This is a genomic window from Mycolicibacterium sp. HS_4_1 (assembly GCF_054515875.1).
The window spans coordinates 3912829-3925245 of the sequence record NZ_CM137261.1 but is presented as its reverse complement, the minus strand read 5'-3'; the positions used below and the strand labels follow the sequence as shown (position 1 = coordinate 3925245).

General features: G+C 65.8%; 12 protein-coding genes, 1 tRNA gene and 1 pseudogene. 11 read left to right on the top strand and 3 right to left on the bottom strand.

The annotated features are described in order from the left end of the window. The first annotated feature begins 5 nt into the window (after nt 1-5). From pgm to ACX12F_RS18865, 5 genes and pseudogenes are all read left to right on the top strand, one after another. On the top strand, nt 6-1643 hold the full coding sequence (gene pgm / locus ACX12F_RS18885; RefSeq protein ID WP_459366021.1) for a phosphoglucomutase (alpha-D-glucose-1,6-bisphosphate-dependent): 1638 nt from the start codon (nt 6-8) through the stop codon (nt 1641-1643). A gap of 445 nt (nt 1644-2088) precedes the next feature. After that, nucleotides 2089-2433 (top strand): hypothetical protein, encoded by a 345-nt coding sequence (locus ACX12F_RS18880; RefSeq protein ID WP_459366020.1) that lies wholly within the window; start codon nt 2089-2091, stop codon nt 2431-2433. A gap of 54 nt (nt 2434-2487) precedes the next feature. Next, nucleotides 2488-3740, top strand: a pseudogene (locus tag ACX12F_RS18875) (MFS transporter); the annotation flags it as partial. Between the two features lie 60 nt (nt 3741-3800). Continuing rightward, nucleotides 3801-3873: transfer RNA gene (locus tag ACX12F_RS18870), tRNA-Ala, on the top strand. A gap of 104 nt (nt 3874-3977) precedes the next feature. Continuing rightward, nucleotides 3978-4853 (top strand): alpha/beta fold hydrolase, encoded by an 876-nt coding sequence (locus ACX12F_RS18865; RefSeq protein WP_459366019.1) that lies wholly within the window; start codon nt 3978-3980, stop codon nt 4851-4853. Between the two features lie 59 nt (nt 4854-4912). Here the strand turns inward: ACX12F_RS18865 and ACX12F_RS18860 are convergent, their stop codons facing one another. Further along, nucleotides 4913-5353 carry a hypothetical protein gene (locus tag ACX12F_RS18860; RefSeq protein ID WP_459366018.1) on the bottom strand — a complete coding sequence of 147 codons (441 nt, stop codon included), beginning with the start codon at nt 5351-5353 and terminating at the stop codon, nt 4913-4915. A 254-nt stretch (nt 5354-5607) separates the two neighbouring features. On the opposite strand from ACX12F_RS18860, the gene ACX12F_RS18855 reads away from it, so the two are divergent. Further along, nucleotides 5608-7305 carry a patatin-like phospholipase family protein gene (locus ACX12F_RS18855; protein WP_459366017.1) on the top strand — a complete coding sequence of 566 codons (1698 nt, stop codon included), beginning with the start codon at nt 5608-5610 and terminating at the stop codon, nt 7303-7305. A gap of 142 nt (nt 7306-7447) precedes the next feature. Here the strand turns inward: ACX12F_RS18855 and ACX12F_RS18850 are convergent, their stop codons facing one another. Beyond that, nucleotides 7448-7780 carry a hypothetical protein gene (locus ACX12F_RS18850; RefSeq protein WP_459366016.1) on the bottom strand — a complete coding sequence of 111 codons (333 nt, stop codon included), beginning with the start codon at nt 7778-7780 and terminating at the stop codon, nt 7448-7450. A gap of 163 nt (nt 7781-7943) precedes the next feature. Here ACX12F_RS18850 and ACX12F_RS18845 point away from each other — a divergent pair, with 163 nt between their 5' ends. Further along, nucleotides 7944-8246 carry a DUF4333 domain-containing protein gene (locus tag ACX12F_RS18845; RefSeq protein WP_459366015.1) on the top strand — a complete coding sequence of 101 codons (303 nt, stop codon included), beginning with the start codon at nt 7944-7946 and terminating at the stop codon, nt 8244-8246. An 11-nt stretch (nt 8247-8257) separates the two neighbouring features. Here the strand turns inward: ACX12F_RS18845 and ACX12F_RS18840 are convergent, their stop codons facing one another. Then, nucleotides 8258-8875, bottom strand: coding sequence for a hypothetical protein (locus ACX12F_RS18840; RefSeq protein WP_459366014.1), 618 nt, complete (start codon nt 8873-8875; stop codon nt 8258-8260). A 142-nt stretch (nt 8876-9017) separates the two neighbouring features. Between ACX12F_RS18840 and ACX12F_RS18835 the strand changes: the two genes are divergently transcribed. The 4 genes from ACX12F_RS18835 (at nt 9018) to ACX12F_RS18820 (ending at nt 12413) form a co-directional block, all read left to right on the top strand. Then, the gene (locus ACX12F_RS18835; RefSeq protein ID WP_459366013.1) at nt 9018-9887 is read left to right on the top strand and encodes an LLM class flavin-dependent oxidoreductase; all 870 of its coding nucleotides are present in this window, start codon (nt 9018-9020) and stop codon (nt 9885-9887) included. Beyond that, nucleotides 9884-10273, top strand: a complete 390-nt coding sequence (locus ACX12F_RS18830; RefSeq protein WP_459366012.1) for a DUF427 domain-containing protein — start codon at nt 9884-9886, stop codon at nt 10271-10273. The genes ACX12F_RS18835 and ACX12F_RS18830 overlap by 4 nt, the downstream gene beginning before the upstream one ends. Then, complete coding sequence (locus ACX12F_RS18825) at nt 10270-11127, top strand: acyl-CoA thioesterase (protein ID WP_459366011.1); 858 nt, start codon at nt 10270-10272, stop codon at nt 11125-11127. The genes ACX12F_RS18830 and ACX12F_RS18825 overlap by 4 nt, the downstream gene beginning before the upstream one ends. 110 nt (nt 11128-11237) lie before the next feature. After that, complete coding sequence (locus ACX12F_RS18820; protein WP_459366010.1) at nt 11238-12413, top strand: thiolase family protein; 1176 nt, start codon at nt 11238-11240, stop codon at nt 12411-12413. Nucleotides 12414-12417: the final 4 nt, after the last annotated feature.

Sequence of the window (12417 nt, the reverse complement as noted above, 5' to 3'; positions counted from 1 at the left end):
AGCTCATGACGGCCAACCCGCGCGCCGGCCAACCGGCCCAACCAGACGACCTGATCGACGTGGCCCACGTTGTCACCGCCTACTACACGGTGGCGCCCGACCCCGAGAACGTCGACCAGCAGGTGGTGTTCGGCACGTCGGGGCACCGCGGTTCGAGCCTGGACGCGGCATTCAACGAGCCGCACATCCTGGCCACCACGCAGGCGATCGTCGAATACCGGGCTGCCCAGGGCACCACCGGGCCGTTGTTCATCGGTCGCGACACTCACGCGTTGTCCGAGCCGGCCTGGGTGACGGCGCTGGAAGTGCTGGCCGGCAACGAGGTCGTCGCGATGATCGACACCGCCGACCGCTACACGCCCACCCCGGCGGTAAGCCACGCGATCCTGACCTTCAACCGCGGCCGCGAAGGCGATCTCGCCGACGGCATCGTCGTCACCCCGTCGCACAACCCGCCGCGGGACGGGGGCTTCAAGTACAACCCGCCCAATGGCGGCCCGGCCGACACCGATGCGACGAGCGTGATTGCCAAGCGCGCCAACGAGATTCTGCGCGACGGATTGCGCGACGTGAAACGGATGCCCCTGGCGCGCGCGCTGGGGTCGACGGAGCGCCACGACTATCTGAACGCCTACGTCGAAGATCTGTCGAATGTTGTTGACCTGCACGCTATTCGTGCCGAGGGGGTGCGCATCGGAGCGGACCCGCTCGGCGGGGCGAGTGTCGATTACTGGGGCGCCATCGCCGAGCGGTACCAACTGGACCTGACCGTCGTCAATCCGCTCGTGGACGCGACGTGGCGGTTCATGACCCTCGACACCGACGGCAAGATCCGGATGGACTGCAGCTCGCCGAATGCCATGGCGTCACTCATCGCGAACCGGGACCTGTATCAGATCGCCACCGGCAACGACGCGGATTCGGACCGGCACGGCATCGTCACGCCCGACGGTGGGCTGCTGAACCCGAATCACTATCTGGCCGTGGCCATCGACTACCTGTACACGCATCGCGCGGGCTGGCCCGGTACTGCCGCGGTGGGCAAGACCGCGGTCAGCTCGTCGATCATCGACCGGGTGGTCGCCGGGCTGGGGCGCCGGCTCGTGGAGGTACCAGTCGGTTTCAAATGGTTCGTCGACGGATTGGTGAGCGGCACAATCGGATTCGGTGGCGAGGAGAGCGCCGGGGCGTCGTACCTGCGCACCGACGGAACTGTCTGGACCACCGACAAAGACGGCATCATCCTGGCGCTGCTGGCCTCTGAGATTCTCGCGGTCACCGGCCTGTCGCCGTCGCAGCGCTATGCAGAGCTGACCGAAAAGTACGGCGCCCCAACCTATGCGCGCATCGACGCGCCAGCCAACCGCGAACAGAAGGCCCGGTTGTCGAAGCTGTCGGCCGAGCAGGTGACCGCGACGGAGCTGGCCGGGGAACCGATCGTCGCCAAGCTCACGGCGGCTCCCGGCAACGGCGCGCCGCTCGGTGGTCTGAAGGTGACCACCGAGAACGCGTGGTTCGCCGCCCGGCCGTCGGGTACCGAAGACGTCTACAAGATTTATGCCGAGTCCTTCAAGGGTCCCGAACACCTGGCCGAGGTGCAAAAAGCGGCCCGGGAAGTGGTGAATACCGTCATCGCTCAATAACTTTGCTGAACTAATGAAGAAACACGTTGCTCCCTAATGGGTCGCTAGATTTCAGGGATCTTGCGGTTTTGCTGCCAAGTTGCTGCGGCGTGGCTGTCATAGGCCTAGAGTTGTGGCTGTTCACGAAGCTTCATTGGCGATAGGAGCAATCGTGGTTTCCGTCATCGCTGTCCGCAGACTCATCCGCCCCGGCCTGTTCACCGGCCTCGGTGTCGTCGTCGCCTTCCCTAGCCTCCCGGCGCCGTGGTACTGCATGCCCTGGGAAGATGCAGTGTGCAAAGGAATTCCGCCGGTCTGTTGGTGTGTGCCACATGGCGATCCGGCCATGCCGGCTGACGAGTTGACACCCGCACCACCGGCCGCCCCCTCAATGGATCCTCGGGGTCCGGTGACGCGAGACGCGCAATAGCAATTGCTCCGCCAGTGCCGGCGAAGGAGAGCCACCATGTTCACATCGACTGTGCGTCGGATCGTCGGAATGGCACTGATGGTCGGCAGCATCGTCGCCGCTATCGCTGCGGCGCCCATCGCGAGCGCGGACAAGGCGGACGACCTTTTCCGTTGCACGGACAACGGCGGCACTATGAAGGACTGCTGCGCAAAAGGCGGGGGCGATTACGTCAAGCATCCCAATGGCACCGAGGTGTGCACGTTCGACGAGACGGGAACCCGGATAGCCAGAAACCCCGATGGTCGGCTGCAAGTCGTCGCCGGCGAGGGTAACCCCAGTTCGCTTCCGCCCCGAGCGACGTACGCGCCGTTGCCGCCAGGGATCACGAATGTCAATTAGGGCGCCGGTGCGCACCGGTTACAGGGGAGTATTCGCGGCAAATACAGTCATGTTGTGAGTGCTGTCACCGAAGACGGTCGTCACCCGACCCGACTCCCCGCCGAGATCTGGGTCCTGGGCGGCGCCAACGTCGTCATCGCACTCGGCTACGGCGTGGTCTCCCCGGTGCTGCCGGCGTACGCGCGCAACTTCGGCGTCAGCATCGGCGCGGCGACGTTTGTCATCACCGCCTTCGCCGCAATGCGGCTGATCTTCGCGCCACCGAGCGGCCTGTTGGTACAGAAACTCGGCGAGCGGCGCGTCTATCTCACGGGCCTGCTGATCGTCGCGATGTCGACGCTGGCCTGCGCCTTCGCCCAGAGTTACTGGCAGCTGCTGGTGTTCCGATCCCTCGGTGGTGCCGGTTCGACCATGTTCACGGTGTCGTCCCTCGCGCTGATGATCCGGTTGTCGCCGTTCGACGCGCGCGGCCGGGTGGCCGGCCTGTTCTCCAGCGCCTTCATGATCGGTGGCGTGGCCGGACCGGTGCTGGGCAGTCTGACTGCGGGGCTGGGCCTGTCCGTGCCGTTCGTTATCTACGGAGCGGCGCTGGCCGTCGCCGCGGCCGTGGTGTTCGTCAGCCTGCGGAACTCGACGCTGGCGGCGCCCGAGGAGATCACCGGGCCGACGGTGTCGGTGCGGACCGTCCTGCGCAATCGCGCTTATCAGGCCGCCTTGCTGTCCAATCTGGCGTCCGGATGGGCCGCGCTGGGCCTGCGGGTGGCGCTGGTCCCGCTGTTCGTGGTCGACGTGCTGCACCGCAGTGCGGGCACGGCGGGCCTGGTGCTGGCGACGTTCGCTATCGGCAACGTGTGTGCCGTCATCCCCAGCGGGCATCTGTCGGACCGGGTCGGCCGGCGCACGCTGCTGATCGTCGGGCTGACGGTGTCGTCGGTCTCGACGGTGCTACTGGGCTGGACCACGTCGCTGCCGGTGTTTCTCGCGATCGCGTTCGTGACCGGCGTGGCGAGCGGCATGTTCATCTCGCCGCAGCAGGCGGCCATCGCCGACATCATCGGCAGCCAGGCCCGGGGTGGCACCGCGGTGGCGACCTTCCAGATGATGTCGGACCTCGGCACCATCGTCGGCTCGCTGGCCGCGGGGCAGATCGCCCAGCACGTGTCGTTCACGGCGGCATTCGGCGTGGGCGGGGTGATCCTGCTGGCGGCCGCGGTCAGTTGGTGGCTGGCGCCGGAAACGCGTCGTTCCGGTGACGAGGAGGAGACCCCGATCTGTCCGCTGGGCCACGAGCCGGTGGAGGGGTCCCTGTGACCAGCCGTTTTGTTCACCGTGGGGCTGGTGGTGTAGCTTCATCAGGCACCACTTAAGGGGCTATGGCGCAGCTGGTAGCGCACCACACTGGCAGTGTGGGGGTCAGGGGTTCGAGTCCCCTTAGCTCCACGTTCAAAAACCCGCTCTGACTTCCGTCAGGGCGGGTTTTTCGTTTACCAATGGTGACCGCCCGACGCCCGGCCCGCGAACTTACCGCGCGGTAAGATGCCCGCATGACTCAGCGCAGCATGCCCACTCTCGATGGCGTGACCCATGAATATGTGCAGGCCGGTGACGTGAAGATCCACGTTGCCGTCGCCGGACCGGAGGACGGGCGCCCAGTCGTGCTGCTGCACGGCTGGCCGGAGAACTGGTGGATGTGGCACAAGGTCATCCCCGCACTGGCGGATGCCGGTTACCGGGTGCACGCCATGGACCTGCGGGGTGCCGGCTGGAGCGAGGTCACCCCGAAGGGCTACGAAAAGGAGCAGTTCGCCTCCGACGTGCTCGCCGCAGCGACCGCGCTCGGGTTGGACTCCTTTGACTTGGTGGGACATGACTGGGGCGGCTGGACCGCGCAGCTGGTCGCGCTGAAGGCGCCCACGCGCGTTCGGCGGTTGGCGATCCTCAACATCCCGCCGGTGTGGCAGGAGCCGGGCCGGGTCGCCCGCCATGCGCACAAGCTGGCGTACCAGCTCGTCGTGGGAGCGCCTGTGGCTGGTCCGCTCTCGCACCTGTCCCCAACGCTGTGGTGGTTCATTCGCCGCAGCGGCATGCCCAAGGAGTCGGTGGACTTCTTCCGTAGCTGCTTCCGCGACCGGGACCGCCGGGTGGCGGGTTCCAAGATTTACCGGTCCATGGTCGGCAAGGAGTTCGCCAGGCTGGCGCGCGGTCCCTACGACGACCAGAAGCTCGACATGCCCGTGCGTGTCCTGTTCGGCCTCGACGACGTGGCGGTTCACCCGTCGCTACTCGAGGGATTCACGGGCCATGCCGACGACCTCAACATCACCGAGGTGCCCGACTGCGGTCACTTCATCGTCGACGAGCAGCCTGACCTCGTGGTGAAGTGGCTCTCCGATGTGCTGGCGGAGCCGCAGTCCGCTTAGCTCCAGACAGCAACCCCGCTCCGACTTCGGTCGGAGCGGGGTTTCTTTTTGGGGGCTCGTCAGAGTCGATCGAAAATGCTGTTGACGATGTCGTCGCCGATGCCGAAACCGGCTCCGCGCACGATCGACTGACCGAAGTTGCCGCCCAGGAATCGCTGCAGCGTGCCGCCGCTCGGCTGGGGCTGATACTGCGGCTCGACGTACGCCGGCTGCTGATATTGCGGTTGGTATTGTGGGGCCGGCTGATATTGCGGCTCAGGGCTCTGCACGTGGTTGGCGACCAGGGCATGAATCGACTGGAAGACTGACCCGGTCGCGCTCTCCTCATCCCGAATGGCCAACGCGATCTCTTTGAGGTCCAGCTGCCATTCCCGCGCGTTGGTGTCGCCGGCGGCGGCCGCAGCCGAGAGCTTCCCGGCCAGCGCCTGAATCAGCGAGGCAGTCTGCTGAGACTGCTGCTGAAGAGTCGCGTACTGCTGATCGACGGTCTCGACGTCCACGGCGCGGATTCCTTACCTCTGTGTGCACTTTTCGTGCATCCTGGCTGGTCGGTCGCCACGGTACTGACGGATCGTCGGGTGAAACTGGCCGCCGACTGTGAATGGCCTGGGCGGCCCAATCCCGTACGTCGATAGTCACGGAAGCCGACGTAGAGGTCTTCTGCGAGGTCATATAGCCGCGCGTGCCCGGCCCGCATCGGAAGGAAAATCGGGTTGCTGCCGCAGCCGGGTGCCGGGTGGCCAAGAATGGTCAGATGGTGAATTCCGAGCTCGTACCGTTCGGTGAGCTGTCCAACGAGTTGGCGGAAATAGAAGCAGCGGAACCTCCTGGCCTTCCGGGCAGCAACCCCATCCTGGCGCTGCAGCACATGGAGGCTGCGCTGGTTCGCGCCGACCTCGAATGCCCCGACGCGCTCAGCCCCGAGCAGTTTCGCCAGCTGCGCTATCTGCTGAGCTTCGCGCGCCTCACCGTGTTCGAACCGGGTGCAGCCGGCCCGGGCGGTACCCGCGGCCGCGGCGACATCACGGTCGGTGACGAAGTCCTCGGTTTCCGGCAGCGAGTGATCGACGCGCTGTACAACCCACTCCGTGGGCGCACCACCGCGCCCGAGCGTCTGGCCGCGGCCAAGCAGGTGCTGGCGAACTTCTCCGAGGACGTGGAGTGCGAGCGTTCGGTGCTGCTGGAGCACCACGCCAACGACTTCTCGGCGGCCGAACTCGACGCCGAGCTCGGCTACAAGACCTACGTGGCGGTCCTCGGCGGCGGGGGCGGCGCTGGTTACGTCTACCTCGGCGGCATGCAGCGCATGCTCGCGGCAGGCCTGCCCCCGGCCTACATGTTGACCAACTCTTTCGGCGCCATCGTGGGCAGCGTGATGGCCCGCGTGCTGCCGGTGCCCATCGAGGACTATGTCGCCTGGGCCAAGACCGTCACCTATCGCGGGGTCCTCGGCCCGGCCATGACCCGGCGACGCCACGGCCTCAACGGCCTGTTCACGCTGAAATTCGACCAGTTCGCCAGGGAGATGTTCACCCGGGAAGACGGTGAACCGATGCGGCTGACGGACCTCGCGATCCCTTACGAAACCGTCGTCGCCGGTGTCAGGAAACAGTCTTTCGATCGGCTGCCGGGGCGGTTCCATCCGTCGCACTTCACGCTGATGGGGGTGCGGGCACTCGAGCACCTGAAGCTGGGTTACGCGCCGGGTGCCGTTAACCGCCTGTGGCAGATCGGCGCGTTCATCGACTCACGAGTGGTCAAGCCGATCGTGCTGGGCGGCGACGACTTGACCGCCGAATTCAATGTCGTTGACGCAGCCAGCTTTTCGTCGGCGATCCCCGGGATTCTGCATCATGAGTCCAGCGATCCGCGGATGTGGGGTCTCCTCGATCAGCTACTCATCGAGAAGGACGTTGCCGCGTTGGTCGACGGGGGTGCCGCCAGCAACGTGCCGGTTGAATTGGCGTGGAAGCGAATTCAGGACGGGCGGCTTGGCACTCGGAATGCGTGCTATATCGGCTGGGACTGCTTCCACCCGCAATGGAACCCGAGACACCTTTGGCTGCAACCGATCACCCAGGCACTGCAGCTGCAGATGGTGCGCAACGCGCCGTTCGCTGACCGCGTCATCCGGTTCAGTCCCACGCTGTCCCCGGTCACCCTGGCGGCCGCGCCGGAAGCCATCGATCGTGCCATCGGGTGGGGTAACGCTTCGGTCGAGAGTTCGGTGCCGTTCGTGCAGCGGTTGACCGAGCCGGTGTGGTGGGAAGGGAATCAGCCGCCACAGGTCGATCGCACACCGGCGCGCATCTCTGCGCCGTTGCAGCCCATGACCACCATTCTGGACGACGCCCGACGTGCGGCCGAGTACGTACCGCCAGTCACGCGGGTCCGGCGTCGGGTGGCGGCGCTCGGGGATCGCATCCGCCGATCGCAGGGCGACCCCATTTAGGCCACTATGCCCACAGATCCGGTGAGGCCGGCGACGAGTGGCCGGGACGCGCGACGATCTTCGACGATCTCGGCATTCATGCCACGGTGGTTACCCACTTCTGCCGATGCCCATCGCGGGCGCGCTCCACGCGTGATCCCCGCTACTTCCGCACAGTTGTGACCGGAGTGTGAATGCCGGTCTTGGTCGGGGACTTCGGAGTGCCTTGCTGGGGTGTGACGTCGCTGCCCGGGATGCTGTCGTCACAGAAGCCGTCCGGTCCTGCGCACTGACCGCTCAGCAACGCTCCATTGATCTGGTCGGAAGCACGCTGGTGTCCGGAGTCGACCTGCTGGCAGTTCGGCGTGCCCTCGTTACAGACGGCGAAAGCCGGCGCAGCCGTCCAGCTCGAAGCGATGAGCATCAGGGCGGGTGCCGCGACTACGCCGACCGCTGCGATGAGCCGGTTGGTCTTGGTGTTGTGGGTGCGGTTCATGTCGTTTCCCATTTCTAGGCTCGGGGCCCCACGGTGAGGCTCTGCCTATAGGTAGGAGCGGCCACCGAGCTGAAACGGGACACTTTTTGCGAAACACTCTTGACGCACGTGCGGGGAGCCGGCCTCCAATGCGTTTCCAACTACAGCTGGCTACGTTCCGGCCATGACCCGATCCACCGGCTTCATCGGCACGACACTCATCTTCGGAGCACTCGCGCTGCAGCTCAGCGCTTGCACCTCAACAATCAAGCCCGACGGGGCCGCGCAGTCGGTGACCGACATGGTGACCAGCCAAACCGGATTCCACCCGACCGACGTCAAATGCCCTTCCGGCGTCGATGCCAAGGTCGGAGGTGAATTCGACTGCACCTTCACCGGGCCGGAAGGTCCGTACAAGGCGCACATGAAGATCACCAGCGTCGACGGCGAGAAGGTCGACTTCGACATCAAGACGAGCCGAGCCTAGGCGGGTCCGTCTCAGGCGGAGTACCCGCGCGGCAGGGTGCAGCTGTCGACGCACGCGCACGCCAGGAGATCGCCGAGCCGGCCCGCGACGGGCTGCTGCAGGTCGAGCACCGATCCCAGCGCCGGCAGTCGCAGACTGTTGTAGTTGATGTCCCAGTCCAGGATCACCTGGTCGACGATGCGGTCGAGATACTCGCGAAGTTCGGCGGCCGAGGATGTCGGGAACAGGGTGAGCGTGCCCATGGGCTCGCCACGCGGGGTAAGAATCGGGTGCCGCCAGGGTTCGCCGGCGCTGTGACCGACGTGCGGGCGCAGGTAGGCCAGGACGGCTCCGGTCGGATCGTCGAACCGGGCGGCGCCGTCGTGGGGGACGAGCCTGCCGATTTCGGTGCCGGACTCGCTGACAGTGGTGGTGCCGGCGACGTCGATGGTCAGCGTGCGACCCTCTGCTGCGAGGTTGTAAGTGCTGCGCCCGCCGTTCTTGAAGCCGAGGAGGACGCCGAGGCCGGACCTCTGGCGTGCCTCTCCCACGGGCTGTGCCGATGCGTCGGCGAGTTCGACGCGAAGGGCGTTGGCGGCGTTGCGTTTTACGGTTGCGACAAGCTTGGTGCGGTTGTTGAGCACAGTCATCTGTTCGGTGCACCCCTTCGAGATCGCCAGTGGCATTGGCACCGTGACGCTAGTCGTGGGCTGTTGGAAATCCGTTGGGGCTGAGAATGACATTATTCAATAAGTAGAATAACGATTCCATATCGCTTAAAGTGATGGAGTCATGGCCGAATGGTTCCTCTTTCTGCCGCAGGTGCGGCTGGGTATCGATGAGATCGTCGAGCGTGCGCGGGTGGCCGAGGACGCCGGCTTCGACGGGATCGCTTTCATCGACCATCTCGAGGCTCCGGGCGCGCCGGACCGTGACATCTGGGACGCAACGGCGATCGCCGCCTGGGTGGCGGCGCAGACCCAGCGGTTACTGGTCGGACACCTGGTGCTGTGCGACGGTTTCCGGCATCCGGCGGTGCTCGCCAAACACGCCGTCACGATGTCCGCCGCGTCCGGCGGGCGATTCGAACTCGGCCTGGGTGCGGGATCGATGCCGGCCGAATTCGAACGTTTCGGTTTCGCCGATGCCGATGACGCACCGGCCCGATTCCGCCGGCTCGAGCGCGATCTCGCGCTGATCCGGCAGTATTGGGGCGACGACGGCGACATCGGCGACATCGGCGACATCGGCGACAATGCCCAATTCCCGCGCCGTGAACATCCGATTCCGTTGGTGCTCGGCGGTGTCGGCAAGAAGACCATGGAATTGGTTCGTAGACATGCCGATTGGTGGAACCTGCCATGCAATCACCTCGATCGGCTTGAGCAGCTGCGCCCACACGCGGGCGACGCGCGGGTGTCGGTGCAGCAGATGGTCGGGTTCGTCGGATCCGGTGCGGACCGTGCGACGGTCACCGAGACGAGCACCCGCCGGTTCGGTTACCTCGGCGACGGGCTGAGGTGCGGAACGTCCGGCGAGCTGATCGACCACTTCGGCCGGATGAGGGGGCTTGGCGCCGAACGGTTTTACGTATGGTTCGCCGACTTCGCCCATCCCGACACCCTGAGAGAGTTCGCCGAGACGGTGGTGAAAGCGACATGAGTTTCGAGGACCGCCCCGACTACCGCGTCGACATCCATCGGCGCCGCAACGTGATTACGGCCGAGCACGACGGCCGGTTGATCGTCGCGACGACCGCCGCTCTGCTCGTCGACGAGCAGGATCACGGCCTGGTGTTCTACTTCCCGCGCTCGGACGTCCGCATCGATTTACGCAGGGATCCGGATGCCACCAGCCGCTGCCCGTTCAAGGGACAAGCCACCTATTGGCGCTTCGATGGAGATGGAGACGAACCGGTGTGTTGGAGCTACGAGGATCCGACTGAACAAGTGGCGCGGCTGCGCGACCACGTCGCGTTCTACCAGGACCGGGTGAGCGTCCGCGTCGGCCAGGCCCACCCCGCGGTTCTCGGGTACGGCCAGGCATGACCACACCGTCCTCCGTTACCGGGATGCTCGAGGTGTTCGATGTCCAACCGGCGGGGCCCGGTCGCTTCCGTGGCTTCAGCGACGGCGGTGAACGAGCCATCGTCGACGGCACCCAACTGCTGGCGCAGTCCATTGTTGCGGTGGCAAAACAGTTGCCCACCAAATCCGTTCGGTCTGCACACGCGATCTTCGGCCGGGCCGTTCAGGTCGAACTACCCGTCGACTTCGTCGTCGAGGTGGTCAACGACGGCCGGAGCTTCGCGGCCGCGGTGGTGGCGGTGGAACAGGACGGCCGACGCTGTGCGACGGTGACGGTGCTGGCTGACACCCCCACGCCCGACGTGATCCGGCACCACGCGCGGCGCCCCGACGTCGCGCTGCCGGCGGAGGCGATTCCGAGCCACATGCCGATGATCGGCCGCGAACTCCGCCTCGTCGACGTCGTGGACGTCAACAGCCCTGACGAGGTCGGTCCACCCGAATTGCACGCCTGGCTGCACTATGACCCGATCCCACGTCGCGACGACCTGGCCAAAGCGCTCGTCGCGCACTTCACCGGCCACCTGTCGATCTCGACGACCATGCGCGCGCACGCCGGCATCGGCACCAGTCAGGCGCACCTCTCGGTGTCCACGGCGCCGATGACCGTCACGGTGAGCTATCACGAGCCCGTCGACTGGGACGGCTGGCTGTTGTACTCGCACGAGAGCACCCAGGTCGGTGCCGGAATGTCATATGTGCGGGGACAAGTCCACACCGAGGACGGCCGGCTGATCGCGTCCTTCACGCAGGAGGGCATGATCCGTCCGCTGCGCACCTCCGACACCGCGGTCGCCGCGACAGCGCGGCTGTAGCCGTCATGGCACACGGCGGCCCGCTTCGATCGTGCCGACGACTTCGGTCACGTCTCATATACTGTGATAACAACAGTAACTATTTCAATTCAAGAAGTTGAGGTCGCGTAATGCCCACACCAGTTATCGTCGGTGCCGTCCGGACAGCCATCGGCCGGTCCTTCAAGGGGACCTTGGTCAACACTCCGCCGGAGACGCTGATCACCACCGTCCTGCCTGAGGTGGTCCGTCGCGCCGGTGTTGACCCGAGCGCGATCGACGACCTCATTTTCGCTGAATCTCATTACGGTGGTGGCGATCTCGCCCGTTACGCGGCCGACGCGACCGGCATGCAGCAGGTTCCCGGTCAGTCTGTGAATCGGCACTGCGCGGGAAGTCTCACCGCGATCGGTAACGCCTCGGCTCAGATCGGCTCGGGCATGGAGCGCGTTCTCATCGCCGGTGGCGTGCAATCGCTGTCGATGAGTCCGCTGGTGAACTGGCGCATCCCGGGGCCGGAGCTGAAATTCCAGGAGCGGTGGATGCCGCCGACGCACGTCGAGACCGCGGACGCGCCGGCCAAGGACATGTCGATCACGGTCGGCTGGAACACCGCGCAGGCCATGGGTATCACTCGCGAAGAGATGGACGCCTGGGCCGCGCGGTCGCATCAGCGGGCCATCGCCGCGATGGATGCCGGCAAGTTCCTCGACGAGATCGTGCCCCTCAAGGTGCAACTGCCCGACGGCTCCGTCATTGATTTCAGTGTCGACGAGTTCCCCCGTCGCGATACGACTGCTGAGAAGCTCGCCCAGCTGAAGCCGCTGCATCCCGAGATCGAGGGCTTCTCGATCACCGCGGGCAACAGCAGTGGTACCAACGATGCCGCCGCCGCGGTGGCGATCGTCGATGCCGCGTACGCGGAGGCGGAGAACCTGACGAAGATGGCGACGGTGCGTGCGTGGGCATCCGCCGGTGTCGCGCCGCGGGACACGGGCCTCGGTGCGGTGCGTGCCATCGAAAAGGTGTTGCAGCGGGCCGGATTGCAACCGGCTGATGTCGCGCTGTGGGAGATCAACGAGGCGTTCGCCTCGGTGCCGATCGCTGCGTGCAAGGAATTCGGTCTCGACGAGGAGAAGGTCAACTTCTCCGGAAGCGGTTGCAGCCTGGGGCATCCCATCGCGGCGTCGGGCGCGCGTATGGTGACGACGCTGGTCTATGAACTGCAGCGCCGCGGTGGCGGCATCGGCGTCGCCGCGATGTGCGCCGGCGGGGGCCAGGGCGGCGCCGTCGTCATCGAGGTCTGACCCG